At 71.7% G+C, this 25,966-nt stretch carries 24 protein-coding genes; 9 read left to right on the forward strand and 15 right to left on the reverse strand.

Going from position 1 to position 25,966, the window contains the following annotated elements:
• The first annotated feature begins 139 nt into the window (after positions 1-139).
• Positions 140-1,138, forward strand: a complete 999-nt coding sequence (locus FXF65_RS10875; protein ID WP_148349633.1) for an AraC family transcriptional regulator — start codon at positions 140-142, stop codon at positions 1,136-1,138.
• A gap of 725 nt (positions 1,139-1,863) precedes the next feature.
• On the opposite strand, the gene FXF65_RS10880 is transcribed toward FXF65_RS10875, so the two are convergent.
• The 3 genes from FXF65_RS10880 to FXF65_RS10890 form a co-directional block, all read right to left on the reverse strand.
• Positions 1,864-2,487: a hypothetical protein gene (locus FXF65_RS10880; protein ID WP_148349634.1), complete on the reverse strand. Its 624-nt coding sequence runs from the start codon at positions 2,485-2,487 to the stop codon at positions 1,864-1,866.
• On the reverse strand, positions 2,474-3,415 hold the full coding sequence (locus tag FXF65_RS10885; protein WP_148349635.1) for an ABC transporter ATP-binding protein: 942 nt from the start codon (positions 3,413-3,415) through the stop codon (positions 2,474-2,476). Before FXF65_RS10885 ends, FXF65_RS10880 begins: the two co-directional genes overlap by 14 nt.
• Before the next feature lie 72 nt (positions 3,416-3,487).
• Positions 3,488-4,462: a hypothetical protein gene (locus tag FXF65_RS10890; protein WP_148349636.1), complete on the reverse strand. Its 975-nt coding sequence runs from the start codon at positions 4,460-4,462 to the stop codon at positions 3,488-3,490.
• Between the two features lie 81 nt (positions 4,463-4,543).
• On the opposite strand from FXF65_RS10890, the gene FXF65_RS10895 reads away from it, so the two are divergent.
• Both FXF65_RS10895 and FXF65_RS10900 read left to right on the forward strand, forming a co-directional pair.
• Positions 4,544-4,855: a PadR family transcriptional regulator gene (locus FXF65_RS10895; protein WP_148349637.1), complete on the forward strand. Its 312-nt coding sequence runs from the start codon at positions 4,544-4,546 to the stop codon at positions 4,853-4,855.
• Positions 4,852-5,637, forward strand: coding sequence for a hypothetical protein (locus tag FXF65_RS10900; protein ID WP_148349638.1), 786 nt, complete (start codon positions 4,852-4,854; stop codon positions 5,635-5,637). Before FXF65_RS10895 ends, FXF65_RS10900 begins: the two co-directional genes overlap by 4 nt.
• A gap of 99 nt (positions 5,638-5,736) precedes the next feature.
• Here FXF65_RS10900 and FXF65_RS10905 read toward each other — a convergent pair whose 3' ends face one another.
• Genes FXF65_RS10905 through FXF65_RS10920 form a run of 4 tightly spaced genes read right to left on the reverse strand, consistent with a single transcriptional unit; the run spans position 5,737 to position 10,368 of the window.
• Entirely contained in the window at positions 5,737-8,406 is a 2,670-nt protein-coding gene (locus FXF65_RS10905; protein WP_148349639.1) for an ABC transporter permease, read from the reverse strand.
• Positions 8,394-9,083, reverse strand: coding sequence for an ABC transporter ATP-binding protein (locus tag FXF65_RS10910; protein WP_148349640.1), 690 nt, complete (start codon positions 9,081-9,083; stop codon positions 8,394-8,396). The genes FXF65_RS10905 and FXF65_RS10910 overlap by 13 nt, the downstream gene beginning before the upstream one ends.
• Positions 9,080-9,757 (reverse strand): ABC transporter ATP-binding protein, encoded by a 678-nt coding sequence (locus FXF65_RS10915; protein ID WP_148349641.1) that lies wholly within the window; start codon positions 9,755-9,757, stop codon positions 9,080-9,082. Before FXF65_RS10915 ends, FXF65_RS10910 begins: the two co-directional genes overlap by 4 nt.
• Positions 9,745-10,368, reverse strand: coding sequence for a hypothetical protein (locus FXF65_RS10920; RefSeq protein WP_148349642.1), 624 nt, complete (start codon positions 10,366-10,368; stop codon positions 9,745-9,747). The genes FXF65_RS10915 and FXF65_RS10920 overlap by 13 nt, the downstream gene beginning before the upstream one ends.
• 215 nt (positions 10,369-10,583) lie before the next feature.
• Here FXF65_RS10920 and FXF65_RS10925 point away from each other — a divergent pair, with 215 nt between their 5' ends.
• Positions 10,584-11,966 (forward strand): sensor histidine kinase, encoded by a 1,383-nt coding sequence (locus FXF65_RS10925; RefSeq protein ID WP_148349643.1) that lies wholly within the window; start codon positions 10,584-10,586, stop codon positions 11,964-11,966.
• Here the strand turns inward: FXF65_RS10925 and FXF65_RS10930 are convergent.
• Together FXF65_RS10930 and FXF65_RS10935 are read right to left on the reverse strand one after the other, a co-directional pair.
• Positions 11,948-12,643 carry a response regulator transcription factor gene (locus tag FXF65_RS10930; protein ID WP_148349644.1) on the reverse strand — a complete coding sequence of 232 codons (696 nt, stop codon included), beginning with the start codon at positions 12,641-12,643 and terminating at the stop codon, positions 11,948-11,950. The two genes, FXF65_RS10925 and FXF65_RS10930, sit on opposite strands and share 19 nt — an antisense overlap.
• 1 nt (position 12,644) lies before the next feature.
• The gene (locus FXF65_RS10935; protein WP_148349645.1) at positions 12,645-13,307 is read right to left on the reverse strand and encodes a phosphatase PAP2 family protein; all 663 of its coding nucleotides are present in this window, start codon (positions 13,305-13,307) and stop codon (positions 12,645-12,647) included.
• Between the two features lie 89 nt (positions 13,308-13,396).
• On the opposite strand from FXF65_RS10935, the gene FXF65_RS10940 reads away from it, so the two are divergent.
• A complete protein-coding gene (locus tag FXF65_RS10940) occupies positions 13,397-13,786 on the forward strand; it encodes a BlaI/MecI/CopY family transcriptional regulator (RefSeq protein ID WP_148349646.1) in 390 nt (129 codons plus the stop codon).
• Between the two features lie 36 nt (positions 13,787-13,822).
• Here the strand turns inward: FXF65_RS10940 and FXF65_RS10945 are convergent, their stop codons facing one another.
• The 3 genes from FXF65_RS10945 to FXF65_RS10955 are packed head-to-tail and all read right to left on the reverse strand — an operon-like array spanning position 13,823 to position 15,860.
• On the reverse strand, positions 13,823-14,761 hold the full coding sequence (locus tag FXF65_RS10945) for a M56 family metallopeptidase (protein WP_148349647.1): 939 nt from the start codon (positions 14,759-14,761) through the stop codon (positions 13,823-13,825).
• A 5-nt stretch (positions 14,762-14,766) separates the two neighbouring features.
• Entirely contained in the window at positions 14,767-15,123 is a 357-nt protein-coding gene (locus FXF65_RS10950; protein ID WP_148349648.1) for a BlaI/MecI/CopY family transcriptional regulator, read from the reverse strand.
• 44 nt (positions 15,124-15,167) lie between these two features.
• A complete protein-coding gene (locus tag FXF65_RS10955) occupies positions 15,168-15,860 on the reverse strand; it encodes a DedA family protein (protein WP_187412211.1) in 693 nt (230 codons plus the stop codon).
• A 394-nt stretch (positions 15,861-16,254) separates the two neighbouring features.
• Here FXF65_RS10955 and FXF65_RS43625 point away from each other — a divergent pair, with 394 nt between their 5' ends.
• Positions 16,255-16,926 (forward strand): M14 family zinc carboxypeptidase, encoded by a 672-nt coding sequence (locus tag FXF65_RS43625; RefSeq protein ID WP_187412212.1) that lies wholly within the window; start codon positions 16,255-16,257, stop codon positions 16,924-16,926.
• 64 nt (positions 16,927-16,990) lie between these two features.
• Here FXF65_RS43625 and FXF65_RS10965 read toward each other — a convergent pair whose 3' ends face one another.
• From FXF65_RS10965 to FXF65_RS10975, 3 genes are read right to left on the reverse strand one after another with little or no spacing between them, the layout of a single operon-like run.
• Positions 16,991-18,280: a sensor histidine kinase gene (locus FXF65_RS10965; protein ID WP_222868498.1), complete on the reverse strand. Its 1,290-nt coding sequence runs from the start codon at positions 18,278-18,280 to the stop codon at positions 16,991-16,993.
• 59 nt (positions 18,281-18,339) lie between these two features.
• Positions 18,340-18,996, reverse strand: coding sequence for a response regulator transcription factor (locus FXF65_RS10970; protein ID WP_148349652.1), 657 nt, complete (start codon positions 18,994-18,996; stop codon positions 18,340-18,342).
• Between the two features lie 10 nt (positions 18,997-19,006).
• A complete protein-coding gene (locus tag FXF65_RS10975; RefSeq protein ID WP_222868499.1) occupies positions 19,007-19,795 on the reverse strand; it encodes a COG4705 family protein in 789 nt (262 codons plus the stop codon).
• A 772-nt stretch (positions 19,796-20,567) separates the two neighbouring features.
• Here FXF65_RS10975 and FXF65_RS10980 point away from each other — a divergent pair.
• The 3 genes from FXF65_RS10980 (at position 20,568) to FXF65_RS10985 (ending at position 25,788) form a co-directional block, all read left to right on the forward strand.
• Entirely contained in the window at positions 20,568-22,790 is a 2,223-nt protein-coding gene (locus tag FXF65_RS10980) for a tetratricopeptide repeat protein (protein WP_187412213.1), read from the forward strand.
• Positions 22,791-24,710: 1,920 nt separating this feature from the next.
• The gene (locus FXF65_RS43630) at positions 24,711-24,881 is read left to right on the forward strand and encodes a hypothetical protein (protein WP_187412214.1); all 171 of its coding nucleotides are present in this window, start codon (positions 24,711-24,713) and stop codon (positions 24,879-24,881) included.
• 397 nt (positions 24,882-25,278) lie between these two features.
• Positions 25,279-25,788 carry a hypothetical protein gene (locus FXF65_RS10985; protein ID WP_148349654.1) on the forward strand — a complete coding sequence of 170 codons (510 nt, stop codon included), beginning with the start codon at positions 25,279-25,281 and terminating at the stop codon, positions 25,786-25,788.
• Positions 25,789-25,966 lie beyond the last annotated feature (178 nt).

Consider the following 25,966-nt stretch of genomic DNA (forward strand, 5'->3'; position numbering starts at 1 on the left):
GCGCTCCGCACCGGTACGGATGTTTGCTGATCTCGGAGTGATTCGACCGTAGGGCCGATATGTGAGACGACCAATGCGTGTTCATCTCAGATTCTTAAGAGATCGTCTCCCCGGAGGGGACCATCGCTAGGATCCGGGGATGGATGTACTGAGCGATGTGATCGCCGTGATGCGCACCGGTGAGCCGCGATCGGCCCTGGTCGAATGGTCGGCGCCGTGGGGGCAGCGGTTCCGGACGGTGCCGGGAGCGGCGGGATTTCAGATCGTCTTGCGCGGCCCCTGCTGGTTCGTCCCCGAAGATGGTGACCCGTTCCCGCTGGCCGTTGGTGACGTGGTGTTCCTCCCGCATGAGGGCCGGCACGGCCTGGCCGACGCCCCATCCACGCCGTTGGCCGAACACGTCTGCGATCCGCAAGACGACGTCAGGTTCGAACGCAGATATGCTGCCGCGCCGGCCGGACGGGCGCGCACCGGCTCCTCCGCCACGGTGACCTTGTGCGGGGCCTACCAACTTGACGCCGCTCGCGTTCACCCGCTGCTCAACGAGCTACCTCCGCTGCTGCACCTGCCCGCTCGGCTCGGTCACCATCCCCGGCTGCGCGCCGCAGTCGATCTGCTCGGCGCGGAACTTGAAGAACCTCAACCGGGCTCCGGTGCCCTCGTGCCCGCTCTGCTGGACACGCTGTTGCTCTACATCCTACGGGCATGGTTCGCCGATCAACCGGCGGGCAGCGGGGCCATCGGATGGGCGGCAGCGCTCGCCGACCCGGCGATCAGCACCGCCCTGGAGGCGCTCCACCGCGATCCCGCGCGTCCCTGGACCGTCGCCGGCTTGGGCGCCCACGCGGGACTGTCGCGGGCTGCCTTCTCCCGCCGCTTCACCGCGCTCGTCGGGCGGCCACCGCTGGCTTACCTGACCTGGTGGCGGTTGACGACCGCAATGCGGCTGCTGCGCGACTCCGACGCTCCCCTGAACATCGTGGCGGAACAGGTCGGATATGGCTCGGAATTCGCCTTCGCCAACGCGTTCAAACGCGAATTCAACCTTCCGCCCGGACGCTACCGGCGCAACAGTCGCTTTCCCGGCCAGCCAAATCCGACGGACTCCGATCCTGCCCACGCGCCCGCCTCACCTTGACGAAGAGCGACGAGGGGCTCCGCACCACCAGTCGCCCAGAGTAGGGTGCGCTGATTTCGTTCGCCACCGCCACCAGTGAAACGCACAGCGAGATCCTCCGGCGCCTGGCACTGGTAGACAGTGACTGGCTGGACGAATCCGGAGCCCCCGAAACGTCCGGCGCCGATTCCTCAGGACCGAGCTGCGGACCAACACCGCAGCAAGCTTGAAGATCGGCCACTCAGTTCGATCTGCCAGATTCCGCCAAAGATTTCCAGCCGCTCATCAGTAAACGTCACAGTCACACCATGCGTGCATGCGATGAGTCGATCCCAAGATGCCTCACCCTGAAATTCCTGCACAGCAAGAAGCAGGAGGCACGCAAGCGCAGCCGACTCCCGAGGGTCAACCTCGGCATCCCAACCGTTCGTTGAAACGCCCACCCTCCCGCCGGAGCGGGGAGAACGGAAGCATCGCGCCACGGTCGGCGGCTTGTTGCCAGGAAAGATCTGGCAAGCCTCATCCAGCGGCATTCCCTGGTGGGAGCCCCCGGAGGTGAAAAACGTCTTCGAGGCGCGCTTGCCCCTGATCAAGACGGTCGCGGGCCTGACAGCGGACCGGTCCGGGCGATGTCACCTGTAACACGTCCGTTTCCCGCCGATCCCGTCCCGGGTGTGGCGACGGTGTTGTTGTTGGCGGTGGTTGCGGCGGTCTGCCTGCCCGGCCCGCGACCGCCGGGGGCCGGGTCATGCGGCGGGGTCGCGTCGGCGGAGTACCAGGATGGCGATGCCGGTGGCCAGGGCGATCGTGGCGGTCTGGGCCACGATTCCGGTGCTGAGGTGGGCGGTTCCGGCAGGGGTGAACAGGTCGGTCCAGGTCTGCCAGTAATGCACGGGGAGGATGACCGCGACGTCGTGCAGGTGTGCCTGGCCGTTGAGGACGCTGGCCGCGACCACGAAGGCGACGGTGGCGGCGAGCGCTTCCGCGCCCTGTGGCAGCAGCAGCGCGAGGAGGAAGGCGATCGCGGCGATGCCGAGCATGCACAGCAGTGTGTAGCCGGTGGCGGCCAGGACGCGGTCGGCCGCGGCGCCGCCGGTCAGGTCGGCCGCGCCGATGATGCGGAAGGGATGCCATCCGAACAGCGCGAGGCCGCTGAGGAGCCCGCCCATCAGGATGAATTGCAGGCTCGCCATCGTGTGGTTGAGCGCGGAGTAGGTGGCCGCGCCGAACAGGCCGCCTTGGTCGCCGTTGCGATGGCCGGCGTGGGAGGCGGTGGCGAACGCGGCGAGGGCCGGGACGGCGGCCAAACAGGCCAGTGCGATGAGCGTCCGGATCCGGAGCAACTGGGTGGTCAGTTCAACGCGCAGCATGCGCGGCCTGTCCATCGGTCATGTCCAGGAACACCTCTTCCAGGGATCGGCTTACCTGCTGGATCGACATGACGCCGATGCCCGCCGTGACCAGCGCCTGGACGAGGGCGCGGGACGGTGCGCCCGGTGCGGTGACGACGAGCCCGGTGTCGTCGGCGGTGACCGCGGCGACGCCCGGCATCCGGCGCAGCACGGCGGCGGCCCGCTGAGGGTCGTCCACCTGGACACGGTGGGCGCCGGCGTCGCCGAGCAGGTCGGCGAGCGGACCGGCGGTGACCAGCCGGCCGAGGTTCATGACGACGATGTGGGTCGCCAGTTGCTGCACCTCGGCCAACTGGTGGCTGGACACCAGCACCGCCGCTCCCCGGCGGGCCAACGCGCCGAGGTGCTCGCGCAGGGACCGGACCTCGGCGGGATCCAGGCCGTTGGCCGGCTCGTCCAGGATCAGCGCGTCCGGCGCCCGCATCAGGGCCTGGGCCAGCATCAGCCGCTGCTTCATGCCCGCGGAGTAGCCCTTGACCTTCCGGTCGATCGCGGGGCCGAGCCCGGCGAGGTCCAGCGCGTCGTCCAAGGCGGGTGGCGGCCAGGCGCGCCGTGTCGCCGACCATAGGAGCTTCAGGTTGCGCGTGCCGGTCAGGTGTGGCACGAACGCGGGCCCGTCGATGAGAACGCCGACCCGGCCGAGCACCTCGGCGCCGAGACCAACCGGCTGGCCGAGGATCTGCGCGCTGCCCGTGTCGGGGAACGCCAGGCCGAGCAGCATCCGCATGGTGGAGGTCTTCCCGGCGCCGTTCGGGCCGAGCAGGGCGCAGATCTGGCCGGCGTCCACGGCGAATCCGAGCCGGCTGACGGCCTGTGTGCGCTTGTAGCTCTTGGATAGATCATCGGCGCGGATCATCGCCGTCGTGCCGGCGGTCGAGCGTTCCATCGTGTGCCTTTCCAGGGCGCGTCATGCGCGTGTGGGCGGTCCGGGGCGGCTTGGAGGCGGGGTGTCGGCGTGTCAGCCGGATCCGTTCGCGGAGCCGGTCGGCTGGGGCCAGGTCGCCCGCAGCCCGGCGGTGACCAGGGAGGTGAGCAGTCCGGCCCCGAGGGTGAGGGCGACCAGCGCCGGCACCGACGTCAGCGGTGCCGCACCGGGCCAGAGCGCGTCACGGAACGCGGTCGCGACCTGGATCGCGACGGACCCGGTGATCACCGATGTCTCGGTGACGCGCTGCCGCCGGGAGCGGGCCGGGCGGGCGACGAACCCGGCGATCGCGTTGCCGATCAGGCAGAACGTGAGGTAGGAGGTCGTCTCGACGATCAGCATCCAGGCGGTGAGCAGCGGGTTCGTCCATCGCTCGCCGATGGCCTGCGCCCCGGTGATCCCCACCGCGGCCAGCACGCTCAGCGCGACGAACACCGTCATCGCGCGGCGGCGCACCCACGCGGCGGTCTCCGGTCCGGCCCAATTCCGCAGCACGGGAGTCCGCTTGCACAGCATGACGACGTCGCCGAGCCAGTCGTGCCGCCATCGGCGGGACGAGCCGCGCGCCCGGCGGCATCGCACCAGCGTCGCGGCCGCGACGACCGTGAGGATCGACGCCGTGGCCAGTCCACCGCTCAACGCCCCGGTCCAGCCGTCCCAGGAAGAGCGGTGCGCCCCACTCATGACCGCCGCCCACTCCGCCACCAGCGCGATCCCGACCAACGCGATCATCACCGCCGCCGCGCGCATCGTCCGCTGCCCGCGGTCAGGGCCGCCCGGCATCCGCCAGGCAAGCAGCCGCAGCACGATGACCAGCGCCGGTATCGGCACCATGAACTGGCCCAGCGACACCACCGCGTCATACGGGTCGTCCTGCCATGGGCCGATCGCTCGGACCGGCTCGTCCTGGGTCGCCAGAACGGCCAGTGCCTCGAACACCAGCGCCGCGCCGAGGCTCGCCGCCACGGCGGCCGAGGACGTCCATCTCTTCTCATCGGCATGTTCCACGCGATCCATAGTACGCATCTCGTAGTACGCGGAAAGTAGTATCGCGCCTCGTACTACGATAGGGAGGAGGCAAGGAGGCCCATGCACAGCGCCGACGCCCAGATGCTCGTGCTCACCGTCCTGGCGGACCGCCCGCTGCACGGGTACGCCGTCAACACCGCGATCGAAGGGCTCACCGGCCGCAGGCTCGGACCCGGCAGCCTCTACGGCGCGCTCTCCCGGCTGGAGGCGCGTGGGCTGATCGAGCCCGCCGGCCAGGAGGCGGACGCCAAAGAGCGGCACCGCACGATGCGGATCACCGGCACCGGCCGGGAGACGCTGCGAGCCGAACTGGAGCAGATGGCCCGCGTCTCCCAGGCCGGGCTGCGCGCGCTGGGGATCGAGCCGGCATGAGTGCGGCCACACTGATCACCGGCCTTTACCCGCCCGCCGTCCGGCAGCGGTGGGGAACCGAGATCAGCCGCGAGGTCGCCGAAGCGGGCATCCGCTGCTGGCCGGACGCCGTCGCCGGGGCGGCGCGGCTCTGGCTGCACCCCAGCGACTGGCCCGGGACGCTCACCGGGCAGACCCGCCGTGTGCTGGCCGTCGCGCTGTTCGCGGTCGCCGCCGTCACGGCACTGCTGCTGCGGGCGACCCAGCCGTCCACCACGCTGACCGCCGACCCGGGCCACCCCGCCACGAGTCTGTGGCTTCTCCCCATCCTGCTCGGGATCGGTCTCGGCACCCCCCTCCCGGTCCCGCGACGGCAGGCTCTCGCCCACCTGACGACCGTTTCCGTCCGCACTCTCGCGGCCCCGGCCGCAGCGCTGTCGGCCATGGTGCTGGCGGCGAACAGCGGCGTGGTCGAGCAACCCACGGGGTTCGTCCGCGTCGCACTGGTCGGCTGCTATTGGGCCGTTCTCACCTTCACCGCGTTGCGGTTGTGCAGCCTCGTCGCCAGGGTCGCCCCAGCCGCCGCCATGCCAACGACGCGCAGGCTGTGCGCGGCGCTGCTGCTCATCGGGGCGGGACTCGCCCTTGCGACGGGCCAGAGTCTCTTCGCCGTCGTCTGGACCGCACCCACCGCAGGCTCCCTCGCCGCGACCTTGGCGCTGGGCCTGCTCACCACCGCGACGATCCGCGCCGGCCACGACCTCCGCCCGGGCAGGACGCCCGCAGCGTCGAGGCCGCGGTGAACGCAGGACGGCCCGGAGCCGGGCCGGCCGGGTGTGCCGCGTCCGCCATGCCGGTGCCTCCGTCCCGTGGTCGGGGTCCCTGGGTTCGTGGTCGCGCGGTCACAGGTCGCGCAGGACGGTGAGCGGTGGACGGCGGGCGGCGCGCAGGGCGACGAGGGCCGCGGCGACCATGACCGCGACGGCGGTCCCGGCCACGGCGGCCAGATAGGTCCAGGGCACGGCGAGGTGGTCGGGTGGCGGATCGAAGACGCCGGTCAGGACCTTGACGAGCATGTGTGTCAGGGCCCAGCCGACGAGCCCGCCGAGAGCCGCCGCGCCGGTCAGGATCAGTGCGACCTCGGCCCAGACGAACGCGCCGAGTTGGCGGGGCCGTGCGCCCAGGGTGCGGACGAGCGCGAAGGTCCGGCGGCGTTCGGTGAAGCCGAGCGCCAGCAGCACGCCGGTGGCGAAGGCGATCAGGGCGAGGGCGTAGCCGAGCTCGATGCGGGTGAGGCCGCCGAGGTCGACGGCGGTGAGGCTGGAACCGATGATCTTGCGGGTGGTGTGCAGGTCGGTGATCTGCGCTTGCGGGCCGAGACGGGAGCGGAGCGCGGCGGCCACGGCCGGGGGTGACGCTCCGCCGTGAGTGCCGACGAGGAAGGAGCCCACGGTGTCGGTTCCGGTCTGGTTCGCGATGTAGCTCGCGTTGGCGACCAGGAAGCTGTCGCGCGGCGCGGTGGGGAACTCTTTGACGACGCCGGCGTAGTGGAACGTGACGGTGCGGTATTGCTTGGTCCGGCCGTCCTGGAGCCGCAGCCGGAGCAGGTCGCCCGGGTGTAGTTGGAAGTCATGCGCGGTCTCCTGGCTGACCAGCACCCCGTCGGGTCGGTGGGCCAGCCTCGCGATCAGGTCGTGGGCGGTTCCGCCGCTGAAGTACGCGTCCTGGAGATGGGTGGTGCGGGCGATGGTCGAGGTCCGCACGCCGTACAGGTCCTGCAGGTCGGAGCCGACGTAGGCGAAGCGGTGCTGGAGCGGCTCGACGGTGGAGACTCCCGAAGCAGCGGCGATCGCCTTCTCTTGGGCCGGTGGTACGTAGGCGCCGGGAGATTCGGTGACGGTCACATCGGCGCCGTTGGTGAGCTGGGCGTCGGCGGCTGCCTGCTGCCGGTAGGTGGCGCCGAACACGGCCGTCGACGCGGCGAAGACCACGGCCAGAGCGGCCAGGGCGACGGTGCGGGCGAGCAGGTTCCGCTGGCCGCCGAGGGTGGTGGTGACGGTGCCCGCGAGCGGCCCGGCGATCGGGCGCAGCAGGCGGGTGAGGAAACGCCGCCGCAGCGGCTCGGCGTCCCGCCCGCGCGGGGCGAGGAGCATGTGGACGACGCGCCAGGCCAGCATCCCTCCGCCGAGCCACAGCAGGGCCGGGCCGGCGAACGCCCAGTAGCTCACCGAGATGGTCGGCAGCCCCTCGGGTACCAGGACGATGGAGTAGTTGTTGCGACTGGTGATCCAGAAGACGAGGCCGGACAGGCCCAACAACCACAGGTCGAGCCCGTACCGCAGCCAGGCCGGAGCCCGGCGGGGTGGGCCGATCGCCCGGCGGGCGGTCACGACGGCGACGGTGCGGGCGTCGCGGACGGCGGGCAGCAGCACGGTCAGCGCGGCGATGAGCAGCCCGGCCGCAGCTGCGGTCGCGCCCCACAGAGCGGTCGTTGCGGTGGTGGTGCCGAAGCCGGTGGCGCCGAAGGCCAGCCGTCCGGTGAGCGCGGCCAGTGCCAGCCCGGCGGCGGCGCCGGTCACGCCCGCCAGACTCGCTTCGGTGAGGGCGAGGGTGATCAGCGTGCGCCGGGACGCCCCCCGCGTGCGCAGCAGCGCCTGCTCGGCGCGCCGCCGTGCCGCGGCGGAACCGGCGACGAGCGCGGTGAGCAGCGCCGCGAGCACCGCGCCCGGCACGCCGAGGAACAGGAAGAGCATTTGCGCGTAGGCGGCGTCTTCACGGGCGGCGCCGAGGGCGGCGCCCAGGTTGTCGCCGACCAGCCCGGCGCCGGCCAGCCGCTGCTCAAGGTTGCGGGTGGTGCCGGTCTCCTGGACGTAGGCGGCGGCGGGGTCGGCGGGAAGGTCGTGCCGCAACCGTGCGTGTACCTGGGTGTGGGCCCGGGTGTCCGTGTCGAACAGCCGGTGCCAGGTGGCGGCGGGCAGCAGCACCACGTTGTCGGGAGGGGCCTGCGGCTGTGCGCCGACGGGAGCGCCGACCTTCTGGAAGAGGGAATCGGCCTCGGGAAGCTCGGCGACTCCGTCGACCACGACCGTGGCGTCCGGTAGTCCGGTCCGGTGGATCGTGATGGTGGAACCGGGGGCCGCGTGCAGGTTGGCGGCGGTCTGCTGGGCGAGCAGCACTCCGTCCGGACGCCCGGTCAGCGTGCGCAGCTCCCCGGGGAAGGCGGTGGCGTATCCCGGTGGCAGGCCGAGGACCTGGCCGGGGCCGGTGTTGAGGACCTGCCCCCGGTCTTGTGATTGCAGTCCCGTGGTCGCGGCGAACCCGACGGGGAGGGCAGTGGTGATGCGCGGATCCATGGCCTTCAGGTCGGGGACGGCGGCGCCCTGAGGTAGGTCGACCTGCCAGTCCACCGGGACCCGGTCGGCCGAACGCTGGGTCATGGACGCCTTGGCCGACGCCAGGAACGTTCCGAGTGAGGCGAGCAGCCCCACCGCGACGGCGATTCCGGCGGCGGTCATGATCGATCGCGCGGCGCGGCGGGCCAGCAGTCCGCGCAGCCATATCAGGACGAGCATGGCTCTCCTTCCATGAGCGCGCCGTCGGCCATCCGCCAGCGGCGCGGCAGCCGTTCGGCGATGTGCGGGTCGTGGGTCGCCACGATCAGCGCGGCGTTCAGGTCGTCGGCCGCCCGCACGAGCAGGTCGATCACCTGGGCGGCGTGTGCGGAGCCGAGTTGCGCGGTCGGCTCGTCGGCGACGATCAGCGCCGGTTCGGCGGCGAGCACGCGGGCGACGGCGACGCGCTGGGCCTGCCCGCCGGACAGTTCCTCGGGCAGCCGGGTCGCCAGGTTCGTCAGCCCGACGGCGTCCAGTGCCCGCCGGGCCCGGTCCACCGCTTCGGTCTCCGCCGTGTCCGCTAGGACCAGCGGTAGCGCGACGTTGCCCAGGACGTCCAGGGGAGCGATGAGGCTGGGCCCCTGGAAGACCATGCCGACCACTCCCGGCCTGCCGAACGGCCGGCCGCCGAGTCCGGGCCAGTCGATCCGGCCCGCGGTGGGGTCGTCCAGGCCGCTGATCAGGTGCAGCAGGGTGGACTTGCCCGACCCGGACGCACCGGTGACCGCGACGCGGTCCGCTCTGCCGAGCGTGCGGGTCACCCCGTGCACGGCCACGACGGCGTCGGGGCCGCGCCCGTAGGTCCGGGCCACGTCGGTGAGTCGGACGAGCCGCTCGTCGGAGTCCGGGCCGGTCATGCCTGCCGCCCGCTGTCGAGTGCGAGCGTCCGGTCCGCGGCGGCGGCGACGGCCGGGCTGTGGGAGGCCACGATCACGGCGGTGCCCTGGTCGGCCTGGTCGCGCAGCAGGTCGAGGACCCGGCGCTCGGTGCGCCGGTCCAGTTCGCCGGTGGGCTCGTCGGCCAGCAGCACCGCGGGACGGTTGGCCAGCGCGACCGCCAGGCCCGCCCGGGCGGATTCCCCGCCGGACAATCGGGCCGGGCGGATCCGGCCCCGGCCGGCCAGCCCGAGCGCGTCCAGCAAGGCGTTCCGCCACGTGGGATCGGGGCGTCCGGCCAGCCGCTGGGCCAAGTCGATGTTGGCCCGGACGGTGAGATGCTCCAGCAGGTTTCCCGACTGGAACAGCATTCCGATCAGCCGGGCGCGCAGCGCCGTGCGTTCGGCTTGCGGGCGGTGGCTGATGCGGACGCCGCCGACGCGCACGGTGCCGCCGTCGGGTTCGTCCAGGCCGGCCAGGCAGGCCAGCAGGGTGGACTTGCCCGACCCGGACGGCCCCGTCACCGCGACGAACTCACCCGCCGCGACGGCCAGGCTGACTCCCCGCAGCGCCTTGGTCTCCTCGTCTCCGGCACGGTAGAAGCGATACAGCTCCGTGGCCTCCAGAGGAGGCGGGGCCGCGGTCACCGCAGCCACCGGAAGGAGTCGGAGACCGTGCGCCACGGGTCGACGTTGTCGGCGCCGACCGGCCCGGACAGGGTGACCACGGCCTGCTGGCCGGCCTTGAAGAACTCGTACCGTTCGGCCTCGTCCCGAACCACCTTGCCCGTCACCGGGTCGGGTGCGCTGTCGAAGCGGTAGACCAGCCGGACGGCGGTGCCGCCCTTGCGCTGAAGGCTTTCGGCCTTGACGACGGTCAGGTTGGCCGCCTTGATCCCGGGTGCCTCGGCCCGGGCGCCGCGCACGGTGGGCGGGGTGGACGCGGGCGCGACCTCGACCCGGACCGAGTTGAGCTTGTCGGTGAAGACGGCCCCGGTGGGCAGTCCGGTACGCGCCCACCCTTCGGGCACCTTGACCTCGTACCGGCCACCGGACGGCCGGAAGGGCACGAACGCGGTGTCGTCCGGGATGTCGCCGGGCGGATTGGACTCGGTCTCCACCGGCGCGGGGGCCGCGGACCCGCCGGTCACCGGCGTACGCCCGGACGTGGCGGGTCCCGAACTCGTCGAAGACGACGTGCCGCCCCCGCAGCCGGCGGCGGCGATCGCCACGATCGCACCGGCCGCCAGGATGCTCCTCACTCGCATCTGATTGCTCCTCACTCAGCGCCGATTCAGCTCTGATCAGGACATTCGGCCTCACGCTAGGAGCCGGTGAGTGAGCGGTCGGCTAACTACGGTTAACGCCGGACAAGCGCAGCCTCACAAAACCGCTTCCCTGGCCCGAGAGCGGTCGAGGCCCGCGTATCGCCAGGTCCGCGCATTAGGGCTCCCCTTACCTTTCCGATGGCAGGCTGGCGCTCGTGGACGATTCGCGTGTCGAGCCGGGGCGGCGGCCCGAGGGCAGGCCGCTGCGCCGCCAGGTGCTGGTCGCGATCGTCGGGGTCACGGCCCTGGCGATCGTGCTGTTCGCCCTGCCGCTGGCCCTGTCGGTGCAACGGCTCTACCGGGACGAGACGATCACCGAACTCGAACGGGACGCCACGAGGATCGCCGCCGTGGTCCCCGACGACCTCGCCCACAAGCCGCGGAGCGTGCCGCGGCCGGAAGGGCTCTCGCCCCACCTGACCGTGGGCGTCTACGGGCTCACCGGCTCCCGGTTGACCGGGGACGGACCGTCCCAATCCCCGCTGGCCGTCCGGGGGCGCGACGGGCGGGTCCATGACCGGGTCGAGCACGACCAGATCGCCGTCTCGGCCCCGGTCCCCTCCGACGAGGGCGTCACGGCGATCGTCCGGGTCAGCGCGCCCTACGATCTGACCACCGACCGGATCGAGCGGGCCCTGCTCGCGATGGCCGGGCTCGCCGCCCTGATCGTCGGCTGCGCCGCGCTGCTGGCCCGCTACCTCGCCCGGCGGCTGGCCACACCGCTGGAACGCCTGACGGACGCGGCCCGCCGACTCGGCGGCGGCGACTTCAGCGTCCAGACCACACGCTCGGGCCTGCGGGAAGCCGACGAGGCCGGATCGGCCCTCACGACCACGGCCCGTCGGCTCGGCGCGGTCCTGGAACGGGAACGCGCCTTCAGCGCGGACGTGTCCCACCAGTTGCGCACACCGCTCACCGGTCTGCTCCTGGGGCTGGAGCGCGCGCTGGAACGGCCGGGCGCGGACCTGCGCGCCGCCATCGGCACGGCGGTCGAGCGGGGCCGCCGCATCCAGCGCATCATCGACGAACTGCTCGACCTGGCCCGCGACACCGGGCCGGAACGCCGACCGCTGGAGGTGCCCGCGCTGCTGGAGGACGTCCGTCTTCGCTGGCACGGCCCGCTGGCCTCCCGGGGCCGTCCGCTGACCATCGAGCGCGAGGACCCCCTCCCCGAGGCACGGGCGGCGCCGGCGGCGGTGTCACAGATCATGGACGTCCTTGTCGACAACGCCTTGGTGCACGGCCACGGCGAGGTCACCGTCCATGCCGGTGACGTCGGCGGCAGCCTGGCCATCGACGTGACCGACGAGGGGGCGGGCATCGCCGACGACGCCCCCGACGTCTTCGCCCGCCGCCGCACCCACCCGGCCGGGGCGCCCGGGGCGGGGCGCGGGATCGGGCTGGCGCTGGCGCGCTCCCTCGCCGAGGCCGAGGGCGGCCGGCTGGTGCTGCGCCGCGCGCGTCCGCCGGTGTTCACCCTGCTGCTGCCCGCGACGGCGGCGCCCGCCGACCCGCCGTCTCAGGCGCCGGCCTCGTAGCGGTAACCGCGCCCGCGAAGGGTGGTGATGGGCCCGGACTCCTCGCCGAGCGGGGAGAGCTTCCGCCGCAAGGCCGAGACGTGCACGTCGAGCGTCTTGGTCGACCCGAACCAGTTGACGTCCCAGACCTCGTCCATCAACTGCTCACGGCTGACCACCTGGCCCGCCCGGGACACCAGGACGGCGAGCAGGTCGAATTCCTTCGGGCGCAGGTCCAGCTCGACGCCGTCCAGGAACGCCCGCCGGGCCGCCAGATCCAGCCGGAGCCGGCCCACCTCGACGGCCCGGTCGTCGGGCAGGACCCGCTGACGCCGCAGATGGGCGCGCAACCGGGCCAGCAACTCCGTGAGCCGGAACGGCTTGGTCAGGTAGTCGTCGGCTCCCGCGTCGAGGGCGACGATCACGTCGAGTTCCGCGGTGCGGGCCGTCAGCACCACGATCACGGTGTCGGCAAGGAAACCGCGCAGCCTCCGGCACAGGACGGGGCCGTCGATGTCCGGCAGCCCGAGATCGAGCAGGATCAGATCGGGCGGACGCGTGCCCGCCGCGTCGATGGCCTCCTGGGCGGTGACCGCGAGGACGACTCCGTAACCGTGACCGGTGAGCGCCTCGACCAGTTCTGTCCCGATGGCCGGGTCGTCCTCGACGATCAGCAGTTGAGCAGTCACGATTTCCATGCTAAGTATGCTCCAGCGAGCTCCGGCCCTGCGACGCCCCTGCGGTGGGGGGCCGCGCCGACAGCAGGAAACGCAGACGTCCGCCGCGCGCGCGTCGCACAATTGGGGACGCCTTCCCGACGGCCACCGTGAGCGGCGCCGCGAGGGCGAGGCCGACGATCGCGCCGACGGCGACGTCGTGGGGATAGTGGACCCCCACCCATACCCGTGACGCCGCCATCAGGACCGCTGCCACCGTCCCCGCCGCGCCGAGCCACCGGTTGACCGCCCACAGCGCGGCGGCCGCCGCGAATGCGATGGCGGCGTGATTGCTGGGAAACGACCAGTCGCCCGCCGACGGGCATTTCTCCAGCGTGAAGCTGCCCGGGATGGCACGGCAGGGCCGGATCTCGTGAACGGCCCCCTTGAGCATGGTGTTGACCCCGTATACCGCGACCACCACCACGGGGGCCGCGAGCGCCCGCGCCATCGTGGCGTCGCCGGCGCCGCGGGCCAGCCACCACGCTGCGACCATGACCGCCGCGAACAGCGCCAGTCCGACCGCGGAATAGAGGACGATCATGTCGTCCAGAAGGTCCGGAGTCTGCCGGGCCAGCCGGGTCACCTCGGCGTACAGGCCCGCGTCGGGCGAGGCGGGGCCGAGCAGGGACGTGGCAGCGCTCATCCAGGTGTCCGATCGTGTTCACACACTGTTCGTCTACAGCACTGTAGACGTCTACATGACTGTAGACGACCGTGTGGCAGACTCGGTTCGTGATCTCGGGAGAGCGCCGCCCCGCGGGTGAGCTCGAAGGCGCGGTACTCGATGCCCTCTGGGCCGCCGCGGAGCCGATGACCGTGCGCGAGGTCCAGGCCGCCGTGGGCGGAGGTCTGGCCCGGACGACCATCACCACCATCCTGTCCCGGCTCCACGCCAAGGGCGTGGTGCGCCGGACGCGTACCGGGCGGACCTACGCCTACAGTCCCGCGGTGGCCGATCCGGCCGCGCTGACCGCCCGGCGAATGCTCAGGGAACTGGACGGGAGCGGCATCGACCGGCCGACGGTCCTGGCGCGTTTCGTCTCCGACCTCGACGCCGACGACGAGCGGCTGCTGCGTTCCCTGCTCCGGCGGCCCGGCCATGGAGGCGGCGCCACCGCCTAGCCGCGGGCGGCGGGCCGGATCCGCGCGGGCGCGTCCCTAGCCCGCCTGCGCGTGTTCGATGAGCTGGTGCAGGTCGAACGCCCCGTCGTTCGCCGCCAGGACCGACAGGGCGGCCAGGGCCAGGGTGGCCGCGACGAGCAGCACTCGCCGGGGTGGCGGGGGCGCGAGCAGCGCGGCGACCCTGCGAGGCAGCGGTCCGGGGCGGCGCCCGCCGCGTCGGGCGAGGGCGGAGCCGATGCCGAGCGCGGACGCGCCGCTCGGCCCGGGACGGTGGCTGCGGGCCAGCGCCGCCTTGCCGATCGCGCGCGCCGCCCGCTCCCGACCGGTGCGCGCGGCGGCGGACTCGTCGGCCCACCGCTCGGTCGCGTAGACCACCGCGCCGCGCAGCGGCCACAGCAGCGGGTTGACGGCGGCGGCGAGGTGGGCCGCGGTCCGGAACAGATGGTGGCGTCCGGCCAGGTGGGCGCGCTCGTGGGCGAGCAGGACGTCCCGCTCGGCGGGATCGAGGACCGCCAGCATGCCGGTGGACACGACGATGCGCCCCGGCCGGCCGGGGAGGGCGAACGCGTCGGCCGCGTCGTCCGCCACGACGGCCAGCTCGCCCTCGCCGGGAAGCCCGCGGGCGGTCCGGGCGCCGTCCAGCAGCGCCCGGGCCTGCGTCGCCATGGCGTACCCCGCGCTGCCCAGGGACGTGAACAGCGCCAGAGCGGCGACCGCGGCCACGGCGGGGACCGGCTGGGCGCCATCGCGCAGGACATGCCCCGACAGGTGCCCGAGCCTGGCGATCAGCGGCAGCCGCAGCGCCCCGCCGAGGGCGAAGACCGCCAGCGTGGCCGTGCTGGCCAGGGCCAGCAGGGTTCCGGTCACGGTCAGCAGCCAGGTGGCCGTGCGGGGCGGCAGTCGCCCGGACAGCGGGCGCGCGGCGCACGCCATCACGGCCGGGAGCACCAACGGCAGGAACTCGTCCACGTCCATCACGCTCACCGGCCTTCGAGCAGTTCGCGCACCCGCCGCTCGTCCTCGCCGGACAGCGACTCGACGAATCGGGCCAGCACCGTCTCCCGGTCGGGACGCCCGTCCAGAACCTGGTGCATGCGGTGCGCCGCGAGCCCCGGCTCATCGCTGACCGGTGCGTACCGGAAGGCGCGTCCCTCCTTGGTGCGGACGAGCAGCCCCTTGCCGTGCATCCGGGAGAGGATGGTCACCACGGTGGAGTAGGCGAGTCCCCCGTCCAGGCGGCGCCGCACCTCGGCGGCGGCCAACGCCTCACCGGCATCCTGCAGGACGCTCATGATCGCCGACTCCAGCGCGCCCGCCTCGCGCCGTCCGCCGGCCATGCGCCTCCTCGCCGAACCCTTCAGCACTTCCGCCGACCAGTGTGTCACGGCGCCGGGTCGTCGCTCTGCCTGCTGTTCCGCGCACTGCGAGCCTCACCGGACCTAGCCTTCCGGCGCCGGGCCCTCAGCAGTTCCACGCCCACCGGAAGCAGCGAGATCACCACGACCACGGCGACGGCGGGAAGCAGGTAGGTGTCGATGTTCGGAATCGAGGACCCAAGCAGATAGCCCGCCAGCACCAGCCCGACGCTCCACACGAGCCCACCGGTGACCTGCCACAGTGTGAACGCTCCGGCGGGCACGTCCAGGGCGCCGGCCAACGGGTTGAGGACGGTCCGCACGACGGGCACGAACCGCGCCAGCACGATCGCCTTGGCATGCCCGTAGCGCCCCAGCAGTTCCTCCGCCCGCGCCACGCCGTTCAGCAGGTGCCGGTTCCGGCTCCGGGCGAGCAGCACGCGCCCGCCGCGGCGCCCGAGGACGAACCCGCACTGCGCTCCGAGGATCGCCCCGGCCGCGGCAGCGCACAGCACCCAGGGCAGGGACAGCCGCGTGTCGCCATGCCCCCCGGCCGTGCACAACAGTCCCGCGGTGAACAGCAGCGAATCACCCGGCAGGAAGAAGCCGACGAGCAACCCCGTCTCAGCGAACAGCACCACCGCGATGCCGACCGTCCCGAAGGCCGCCAGCAGCGAACCCGCGTCCAGCGGATTCACCACCGCCGGAACGACTCCCATGGCTTCGAGCATCACTCCCCGTTCCCGGACCGGCCCGACGTTCCCAGCCCTCCCAAAAAATCTACATCCTTGTAGATATTCGGTGGAGGTGTTCGGGGTCCCCGCGACCGCCGGCCGCGATACGCGGAGCCGACTCACCTTCCCTGCGGTGCGGGGCATCGAAAGATCACCATATGGATTCGATGTATCACTATTGGCGACTCGGGTAGGTGAGAACCAATTCCTCCCAGGTCAACTGGCAGCACAAGTCTGGGGGGGGATCGCGATGGTTCGCCGGCGGACGTCCTGGCGCGGCGCTTCAACGCTCCTCCTCGCCGTTCTGATCTTCTCGGCGGTGTGTGGCGCGTCCGGCAGGGCCGGGTGGTCGTCGGCGCGGCCTGGAGCCCGCGGTGGAGTGACCGCCGCGCAGCAGAGCTCGGCGGTCGCGACGGTCCGCCGGACGATACCGCTGGGCAGGTCGGTCCAGGGACGCCCGATCACTGCGGTCGAGTTGGGGAACCCGCGTGCGAACCGGCGGGTGCTGGTCGTCGGCTGCGTGCACGGGAACGAGCCGGCCGGTGTACCGGTGGCGGACGCCCTGGCCGCCGGGTCCGCGCCGGCGAGCGCGGACCTGTGGGTGGTCCGCGTGCTCAACCCGGACGGTGTGGCAACCCAGACGCGGGGCAACGCGCGCGGCGTCGACCTCAACCGCAACTTCCCCGCACGGTGGCGTCCGGACGGCGCACCCGGCTCGGTCCACTATCCCGGCGGCAGGCCGCTCTCAGAGCCGGAGTCCCTGTACGCCGCCGACCTCATACGGCGGGTCCGCCCGACTATCGGAGTGTGGTTCCACCAGGAAACGGCCGTCGTCGACGACTCCGAGGGCCCAAAGGGAGTCGAGCGGCGCTTCGCCCGGGATGTGGGACTCCCGCCACGGAAGCTCACCGACCATCCAGGGAGCGCCACGGGTTGGGAGAACACCCTCGTCCGCGGCAGCGCGTTCGTGGTCGAGCTCCCCGGTGGGCGGCTATCGGCGCAGGCGGTCCGCCGGTACGCGGACGCCGTCCGTCGGATCACCGGGCCGTGACCGCGCGAGGCGCTGGTCAGGCACCGCGACAGAGGCCCGTCAACCCGCTGGTCCCGCTTCCCGATCAGCCCGGTGGCAGCCGCAGGACGAACGTGCTGTGGCCGTCGAGGACCAGGTCGCCGCCCGCGGAGCGGGCGAGCCTGCGGGCCAGTGCCAGGCCCAGGCCCGCGCCCCGGTGGCCGTCGCCGGGCTCCGCGCGGTATCCGGGCTCGAAGACGTGGTCACGCGCGGCTTCGGAGATCCCGGCGCCGTCGTCGGAGACGACGATGGAGACACCGGGCTCGAACCGCACCACAACAGTCGTGGCAGCGTAGCGGCGCGCATTGTCCAGCAGTGGCGCGAGGGTCCGCTGGACGATCTCCGGCGGGGCGCCGACGGTCAGCTCTCCGTCACCGGTCTCCACCCGCAGGCGGGGCGCCGCCGAGGGCCACCGCGCGGACAGATCGGCCGCGAACTCCGCCAGATGGCAACGGCCGGGCAGCCGTGTGCTCCGGTTCCTGGCTTCGGCGAGCAGGGTCTCGCAGATCTGCTGCATCTCGTCGGCCGCGCTCCTGATCACATCGAGTGCCGCCCGGCGGCCCTCGGCGGGGCGGGGCCGCCGGTAGAGCCAGTCGGCCTCGGCGACGATCCTCGACAGCGGCGCGCGCAGTTCATGCGACAACTCGGCGCTCCACTGCTGCTCATGACGCAGCACGACGGCCAGGCGGTCCAGGAGTTCGTCAAGGCGGGCCGCCAGGGACGAGAGTTCGGCGGGACGGCGTCCCACGCCGAACCGGCGGCCGAGGTCGTGCCCGCTCCAGTCGGCGGCCTGGCGGGTCATCTCGGCGACCGGACGCAGCGCACGCCCCACCACGGCACGTGTCACCGCGTACACCCCCAGGAGCAGAAGCACGGCGAGGACGATCGATCCCGCGAGCGCCGAGGTCAGAGTCCGATGGTAGGAGCTCAGTCCGACCGCCGTCACGACCGTCCCGGCGCGGCGACCGCCGGGGCCGGGCAGGGGCAGGGCATACCAGCGGACCCCGGCGGCGGTGGCGAAACCCGATCCCCGACCGGCGAGCGCGTCGGCCTGGCGCTGCAGCGAACGCCGCGTGTTGGGCCGCTCCACCGCGCGAGCGCCCTGATAGATCCAGATGTCGGTGTCCAGGGCGCTGTCGTCGGCGGGCTCGGCGATCCGCAGCGTGCCGCCGGGCAGCACCTGGACGGTGGACGCCGCCGCCTCCGCGCGTGTGCGCAGCAGGTCGTCGGCGTCCGCGCGCAGCCGGCCGCTGAGCAGGACGTTGAACAGCAACGTCAGCAACAGCACCCACGCGGCCGTGGTGACGAGGGCGAGCAGCGCCAGTCGCCCGCGCAAGGTGCGGGGCCTCGTTCGGAACAGCGTCCGCGGGACCAGGCGCGGCGGCGTACCCGGCCTCATGCGAACCGGTAGCCCACGCCGCGGACGGTGATGATGCCGCACTGCGCGTCCAACTCCCGGATCTTGCGACGCAGCCGCGTCATGTACTGATCGAGGGTGTTCTCCGACACCTGGGCTCCGTCCGGCCAGGCCGCGCCGAGCAGGGCATGTCGGCGGACGACCGCCGCCGGCTCGGCCATGAGGCGTGCCAGCAGGCGGAACTCCGTGGGCGTGAGGGCCACCGAACGGCCCCGGTGCTCCAGCGTGTGACGGGCAGGGTCGAGCGTGAGGGGCCCGGCCTCCGTGCGCGCCGGCCCCGCCCGGCGCAGCGCGGCACGCAGCCGGGCGGCCAGTTCCGCGAGATGGATCGGCTTGGCGAGGTAGTCGTCCCCGCCGGACGAGAAGCCCGACAATCGGTCGACCAAGGCGTCATGGGCGGTCAGGAACAGCACGGGGACGTCCACGCCGCGCGCTCGCAGGGCCTGGCAGACGTCCCTGCCGTCGGAGTCGGGCAGCGCGACGTCCAGGACGACGGCGTCCACCGCGCCGGCGCGCAGCGCTCCGGCGCCGTCGTCGGCGGTCGACACGGCGAAGCCCTCTTCCCGCAGGCCGCGGGCGAGGGCCGCGCGCAGTGGCCGATCGTCTTCCACGATCAGCACGTGATGGGTGGTCACCGCCCCAGTATCACGACTGGACGGCCGGGGTCCGATCACGCCGGGAGACGGTCAGGTAGATGACCAGGGCGCAGATGAGGGCCAGGAAGAGTCCGCTGGTCACGGTGGTGCCCAGGCCGAGCCCGCCGTCCTCGCGCGCCTGGGAGAGGTAGTCGCCGATCGACGCGCCCAGTGGCCGGGTCAGGACGTAGGCGATCCAGAACGCGGTGATCGCGTGCAGACCGACCACGAGACGCGCGCCGGCCACGACCGCGATCAGGGCGCCGAACAGCACCACCGACAGCGGGTATCCGACGTCGAGCCGTTCCGCGACGAGATCGCCCGCGGCGGTGCCGAGCGCGAAGGTGAACAGGACGGCCGCCCAGTAGAAGGCTTCGCGGCGGGTGGTGAGGATGGTGTGGATGGACAGCGTCCGCTCGACCGCGTACCAGAGCGCGAAAGTCCCCGCGAGGACGAGGGTGAAGATCGTTGTGGTGGCTTCGAGCGGAACGCCCAGACCATCGGTCAGTTCGTCGGTGATGAGGGTGCCGACGATGCTGATCAGTACGACGCTCACCCAATAGATGCCCGCCACATATGCGCGGAGTCGGAACTGCACCACCAGGACCGTCCCCAGCAGGACGCTCATCACCAGTGCCGTCCTGGTGAGCCCGAGACCGACGGTGTCGTTGAGAAAATCGGCGGCCGTCTCCCCGACGGTGGTGCACAGGACCTTGATGACCCAGAAGTAGATCGTGACTTCTGGGACCTTGTTCAGCTTGGGGCGCGTCAGCGCCGTTTGTCGTGTGCTGGTCGTCATGAGGGCGAGCATCGCAAGAGTTATCTGAAAACGACCTGAACACCGTCGCCTGATCCGCCGACTCGACGAGCTGGACCAGTCCGAACCGGACCTGGCCGCCCTCACTCCCACAGCCGAGCTGATCAACTCGCTCATCACGGGCGCACCGTCCGCTTCGGACACCGGCTCCGCGACGATCCTCGCCCAGCCGGCCGGTCTCGGCGCCCGCATACTCGGCTGCGTCGGCATGCTCACCGACCGACTCGCGGCGAGCCCTGGATCGGGCTGGGGGCGGTCGGTGAACGCGATGCCCTCGACGTCATCGCACGGGGCTGGCCACCGAGCGACGGCAGGGCGGCGGCGTAGATGCATCTTCACCGCGCTGCCCGCTGGCCTGGACGGCATATCGGGTGCGGGCGGACGGCCACGCTGGCAGCGGGTGGCCACCACGTTCCATGCCGTGGTCACAGCCAGGGACGAGACGAACAAGGTTCCGGTGACGAGTGTGATGGCACCGCCCGCGGCGACGTCGTAGCGGGTGGAGATCTGCACGCCGATCAGCCAGCTGGCTGCGCCTGCGCCTGCGGCCAGGGCGGTGGCGGTCATGGCGGGGATGTTGTGGTTCCCCAGGCGGGCGACCACCGGGGCGAGGCTCCGTACGCCCGGAACGCGGCACGACCAGACCAATGCGATGCGGAACGCGCGGTTCCTTGCATGGCCGGACGCGGCCGAACAACTGGTTCTGCTGGTGGTGAAGCGGTACCGCGCGGAGAACCTCCGTAGCGTGCACGGTGTGGGAAGCAATCCTCCGGGCGAGCCGTCCAACCTGCATGAGCCCGGGTCCGGGGTCCGGCAGGCGGTGGCCGCCGACCAGGACGCCTACACTGCGGGCCGGGACCAATACGTCATCAACTTCGGCTGGCAGAGCGAGGCATCCTGCGCACAGCCGCATGGGCGGATCATCGGTGAGCTGGGCGAGCAGGACGCGCTCGCGTTAGAGGTGCACCAGGCGTTCGAGGCGAGCACGGCGAGCATGTCCGGGCAGGTGCCGGTGCTGCCGGTGTACCTGCCCCGACCAGGGTTCGACGACCGGTTGCGCGCCGCCGTCGCGGGCGCGGCGCACGGCAGCCGCATGGTGGTGGTGGTCGGGGATTCTTCGACGGGTAAGACGCGGGCGTGCTGGGAGGCGATCCGCGCCGAACTGCCCGACTGGCGGATCTGGCACCCCCTCGCCCCCGAACGACCGCTCGCAATGGCCGAGGCGGTCCGCGCCGGACGAGTCGCTCCGCACACGGTGATCTGGCTGAACGAGGCCCAGTTCTACCTGCAACCCGCAAGCGGAGAACAGGTCGCGGCCGAGGTGCAGGCGCTGCTGGCCGACCCGTCGCGCGGGCCGGTGCTGGTGCTGGGATCGATGTGGCCCGGATTCGGTGCTGCGCTGACCGCCGTTCCCGAGGACCCTTCGGCACCGGATCCGCACCAAGCCGCGCGGGTGCTGCTCGACCAGGCCGAGTACATCACCGCCCCGCCGGAGTTCACCGCCGTGCAACTCGCCAGCTTGGCCGCCACCATCTCCACCGACCCGCGCCTGCGCGCCGCTGCCAAGCAGGCGCACAGCGGCCGGATCACCCAGGAACTGGCTGGCGCCCCCGAACTGCTACGCCGCTACGAGCAGGCGAGCCCGGCGGCTCGGGCGGTGCTGTGGGCGGCGATGGACGCCCGCCGCCTGGGCCACAGCTTGTTGCTGTCCGAATCGCTGCTGCGCGGCGCCGCGCCCGGCTATCTCGACGACCACGAGTGGAACCAGGTCGGCGGCACCCCTTGGTACACCGACGCCTTGGACGAGCTCACCACCCAGCATCGGCGGCTGCCCGGCCCGCTGGTCGAGCACCGACCCCGCCCCGGTGAGTCGCGCCCATCCCAACGGCTGTACCGGCTGGCCGACTACCTTGAACAGCACGCCCGCACCGAACGCGCCCGCCTCTGCCCTCCAGCGACCTTCTGGACCGCGGCCGCCGACCACGCCCAAACCCCCGAGGACCTTACCGCCCTTGGGAAGCAGGCCATGGACAGAGGCCGCTACCGCCACGCCGACCGCCTCTACCGGCGGGCCGTCGACGCCGGGGACACCTCCGCGCTGCTGTACCTGATCCGGCTGCGGGACCAGGCCGGTGACCATCAGGGCCTCAGACGGCTCTTTCAGCAGGCCGCCGACGCCGGGCACGCCGACACGCTGATGTTGACCGCGCGGCTCCGGGAGGAGGCCGGTGACCACCAGGACGCCGAATGGCTCGCCCAGCGCGCCGCCGACGCCGGGCGCCCCGACACGTTGACGACCCTGGCCTGGCTGCGGGAGATGGCCGGTGACCTCCAGGACGCTGAACGGCTCTACCGACAGGCCGCCGACGCCGGGGACACCTCCGCGCTGACGAATCTAGCCTGGCTGCGGGAGATGGCCGGTGACCTCCAGGACGCTGAACGGCTCTACCGACAGGCCGCCGACGCCGGGGACACCTCCGCGCTGACGAATCTAGCCTGGCTACGGGAGCAGGCCGGTGACCTCCACAGCGCCGAACGGCTCTACCGGCAGGCCAGCAACGCCGGGCAGACCGACGCGCTGGTGGACCTGGCCCGGGTGCGGGAGAAGGCCGGTGACTACCAGCGAGCCGAACAACTCGCTCAGCAGGCCACCGACGCCGGATACCCCGACGCGCTGATAGACATAGCCTGGTTGCGGTTCAGGGCCGGGGACCTCCACAGCGCCGAACGGCTCTACCGGCAGGCCAGCAACGCCGGGCAGACCGACGCGCTGCTTCATGTGGCCCGGCTGCGGGACCGGGCCGACGACCACCAGGGCGCTGAACAGTTCTACCGGCAGGCCGCCGACGCCGGGGACACCAGCGCGCTGTCGTACCTGGCGAAGCTGCGGGAGCAGGCCGGCGACCCTGACGGCGCCGACCAACTTCGCCGCTTCGGCCTGACCGCCGCCGGAGATGTCGAGGACCCCTGGACCTAGCGGCCAGTTTCAGGGTCGGCCCCAAGCACCGCGACCAGCCGGGAGCACGCTTAGCCATGACGCTGCTTCCACCCCGCCGGACGTGCCCGCCGCGGCGACGCCGCGCGAAGGCCCCGGACGAGCGACCTTCACCGCCACGTCCGGGGCCCGGAAAGCGGTGGAGCCGGAACGCTTCACGTGCCGGCTCCAGGCATGTACCGAACCTTCACCGGGGGTCCACGAGAACCGGGCCGTGATGGCACGGAGATGGCACAAAAGGCGCCTTCCCACGCCCAACCAGACCCCCGCAGACCCCACGAAGGACGGCCGCAGAGCCACACTGACCTCGCCAAACCAACGAGCGCCAAACCCGGCCCCACGAAGGTCACCGCTCTCCTAAAGCGGTTTAGGTACCCGCCTTTCCGAGTTCGAGTCCCCAGGCCTCCGCCACTCCCAGGTCACCGGTTCCGGGTGTCGAGGTCGTCGGGCGATGGGGCCAAATGCGGGGGCGGCTGCTCAGGAACGTCCAGCGGTTGGTGCTGGGCTGCTTCGTCCTCCGTCCCAGCCGCCTCATATGCTCTGACCGGACCCGACCGGCAATAGAACAACTCCGAGCCGGGTTCTCTGAACCAAGCGTGATTTCTCTGGGTTAGCTGCCGATGCTCGGCGGTGGAGCCTGCGGATTTGGGCGCGTCCCCCGGAGGCGGGGTGGATTTGCTGCTCCGACATCCTCGGCGAGCTGGCGTCGGAGTTCGCCAGCGAGTTCACGCAGCCCCTCCGATTCTCTGACTGAGCGGGGAGAGTCGCTTGCACTCTCGCCCCCACCCGCACTTGGATATGCTGTTTCCGCGAGCAGGTTAAGTAAGCGCATGTATTTGTCTTTTGCTGCCGGGGTGAGGAACATTCCCCCTGCCTGTTCCCCGAAATACCAGTCGTGGAATCTTCGCATGTAGTGCGTCAGGTCACTTCTTTTTGGCTCGTCCTCCATCGGAGGCCAATAGCGAGGCAGGCATTCGGAAACGTGAAATAGGGCTTGATAGCGCTCCAGTCTCTTTGCTTGCAGTGCCTGGTCATATGAGTGCTCAAGGGTGAGCCTAAGGCTGGAGCGTGTCGTGACGTAGGTGCCGATACCTCCGGTAAGGGCACCGAGGATCGCGCCGACAAGCCCAATGAACAGGGTCAAGAAGGTCCTCCCCGTGTCGTTGTGCTAGTCATCGTGGTTGATCCGGCGGTGGGTGGCTATTGCTCTTGTGGGTAGATTTGCATGCCAAGGGCTGTTGAGGCGCAGACTGGCGGCCGATTGGAGTGAGCTTCCTTTTCGAAGTCAACCTCGGTCTCGGCAACCAACTGGTGCGTCTGGGAGATCGGACTTCTAACGCCGCCCACCGGCTTCCCCGCGCATCTCGGAACGGCAGACGCGCCATAGTCGCGCATGGCAGAGTAGGAGATCTCCCTTCCACCTCATGGCCAGTCCCCAGCCGGTCGAAGATTTACCTGTCTGTATGCCGCTGGCTGCGCGGTGCGCCGGTTCCGTCACAGCATCTGTCGATCATCGGGTTGCACCGATGCAGTCGGGACCGGCGCGGCGGTATGCCTTACGCGGCTCGCATTGCGCACCGCTGGCTGGTCGCGCACCGCCATGGCCCGCCTTCGGCACCCCGGGGGCCGGGGACCGGTCGGAATCAAAGGGAGACACCATTCCTGAGGAGTAGTGACCGCGTCGGACGGCAGAACTTGATCTCCGCGGGCATGCCTGTCCCCCACCTCATCCGCCCCAGGATCACGATCGCCCGGACTGACGGCCCAGCGGGCTGAGGGTGCCCGACGTGCATGTGGGCACCGGGCATTTGACTGGGCGGCCGGAGGTGGCCGCCAAGGTGCTGGTCACGATTCGTACGAGTTCCCGGCACTGCGGCACACCGTGGCCGGACGATGGTGAGCATGCGAAGGCGCGGCGGTCTATGGCGTGGGGTGGTCGTGGCCACCGGGCTGGTGGTGGTGGCCGGGCTGCTGGTGTGGATGCTCGCCGCCTGGCGCGGCAAGGGAGGGTTGCAAACCTCGGCGAACGTGGCGCAGCTGGTCGGGGTGTGCTGGCCGTCCCGGCAGTGGTGATCGGCCTGGTGGCGTGGTGGTGGCGGCAGCGGGGCCCCGTCCCGGTCACCGACGGCGACACGCTGGCCGAGGCCAGGGACGCGCTGGCGGCGATGGTCGCCGCGCAGTGGCGGGAGGAGGCCCGGATCCGCGAGTTTGACGACCCGGCCCCGATCCCGGTGCGCTGGGAACTCACGGCCGACCCGCGGATCATGGACCATCCCGCGCATATCACCGCCGCCGGAGTCCTGACCTGGACGGGCACCGCAGACCAAATCGGCGAGATGGCCGGGCGGTTCCGGGCGCTGCGGCGCCGCCGCCTGGTCATCGTCGGCGGGCCAGGGTCGGGCAAGACCACCCTGGCCGTGCAACTGGTCCGCGAACTGCTCGACCACCTGACCCAAGTGACCCGGTCCCGGTGCTGGTCTCGATCGCCAACTGGGACACCGAACGTCTCCCACGGCTGCAGGGCTGGCTCGCCGCCCGCCTCACCGACATCTACCCCGCGCTGCGGGCATCGCGATACGGGCCGGACGCGCCCGAGGTACTGGTGCAGCGCGGTCACATTCTGCCCGTGCTGGACGGGCTCGACGAGATCCCCGCCCAAGGCCGCACCGCTGTGATCGCCGCGCTGAACGGGTCGCCTGCCGATAGCGACCAGGTCATCCTCACCAGCCGCACCGGCGAGCTCACCGACGCCGCCCTCGCCCGCGACGTGCTGGCCTCCGCCGCCGTCATTCAGCCCCAACCCCTCGCCCCCGGAACCGCTGCCGACTACCTGGCCTCCTGCCTGCCACCGGTACCGCCGCCCGACTGGGCCAGCACCCTGCGACAGATCCGCGATGGCGGTGCCCCGCACCTGACCGACGTCGTCTCCACCCCGTTGGGGTTGTGGCCTGTGCACCACCCACATCACCACCCGCACTGACCCACTGCCTTCACCGCCTCCACGCGGTTCCCCACTCCGCGCCACCTGCAGACATACCTGTTCGACAAGCTCGTCGCCGCCCCCATCAACAATCGCCTACCCAGCATCGACCCCGCCGACCTGTTCCGCCCCCGCCATCGACACGACCCCCACCAAGCCACCCGCTGGCTCGGCTACC

Source organism: Actinomadura syzygii, from assembly GCF_008085905.1.
GTDB lineage: Bacteria > Actinomycetota > Actinomycetes > Streptosporangiales > Streptosporangiaceae > Spirillospora > Spirillospora syzygii.

Excerpts from the sequence above, each read along its gene's own strand:
- FXF65_RS10875 (WP_148349633.1), top strand. The coding sequence starts at position 140 with ATGGATGTACTGAGCGATGTGATCGCCGTGATGCGCACCGGTGAGCCG.
- FXF65_RS10880 (WP_148349634.1), bottom strand. The coding sequence starts at position 2,487 with ATGCTGCGCGTTGAACTGACCACCCAGTTGCTCCGGATCCGGACGCTC.
- FXF65_RS10885 (WP_148349635.1), bottom strand. The coding sequence starts at position 3,415 with ATGGAACGCTCGACCGCCGGCACGACGGCGATGATCCGCGCCGATGAT.
- FXF65_RS10895 (WP_148349637.1), top strand. The coding sequence starts at position 4,544 with ATGCACAGCGCCGACGCCCAGATGCTCGTGCTCACCGTCCTGGCGGAC.
- FXF65_RS10900 (WP_148349638.1), top strand. The coding sequence starts at position 4,852 with ATGAGTGCGGCCACACTGATCACCGGCCTTTACCCGCCCGCCGTCCGG.
- FXF65_RS10905 (WP_148349639.1), bottom strand. The coding sequence starts at position 8,406 with ATGCTCGTCCTGATATGGCTGCGCGGACTGCTGGCCCGCCGCGCCGCG.
- FXF65_RS10910 (WP_148349640.1), bottom strand. The coding sequence starts at position 9,083 with ATGACCGGCCCGGACTCCGACGAGCGGCTCGTCCGACTCACCGACGTG.
- FXF65_RS10920 (WP_148349642.1), bottom strand. The coding sequence starts at position 10,368 with ATGCGAGTGAGGAGCATCCTGGCGGCCGGTGCGATCGTGGCGATCGCC.
- FXF65_RS10930 (WP_148349644.1), bottom strand. The coding sequence starts at position 12,643 with ATGGAAATCGTGACTGCTCAACTGCTGATCGTCGAGGACGACCCGGCC.
- FXF65_RS10935 (WP_148349645.1), bottom strand. The coding sequence starts at position 13,307 with ATGAGCGCTGCCACGTCCCTGCTCGGCCCCGCCTCGCCCGACGCGGGC.
- FXF65_RS10945 (WP_148349647.1), bottom strand. The coding sequence starts at position 14,761 with ATGGACGTGGACGAGTTCCTGCCGTTGGTGCTCCCGGCCGTGATGGCG.
- FXF65_RS10950 (WP_148349648.1), bottom strand. The coding sequence starts at position 15,123 with ATGGCCGGCGGACGGCGCGAGGCGGGCGCGCTGGAGTCGGCGATCATG.
- FXF65_RS10955 (WP_187412211.1), bottom strand. The coding sequence starts at position 15,860 with ATGGGAGTCGTTCCGGCGGTGGTGAATCCGCTGGACGCGGGTTCGCTG.
- FXF65_RS10975 (WP_222868499.1), bottom strand. The coding sequence starts at position 19,795 with ATGACGACCAGCACACGACAAACGGCGCTGACGCGCCCCAAGCTGAAC.
- FXF65_RS43630 (WP_187412214.1), top strand. The coding sequence starts at position 24,711 with ATGCGAAGGCGCGGCGGTCTATGGCGTGGGGTGGTCGTGGCCACCGGG.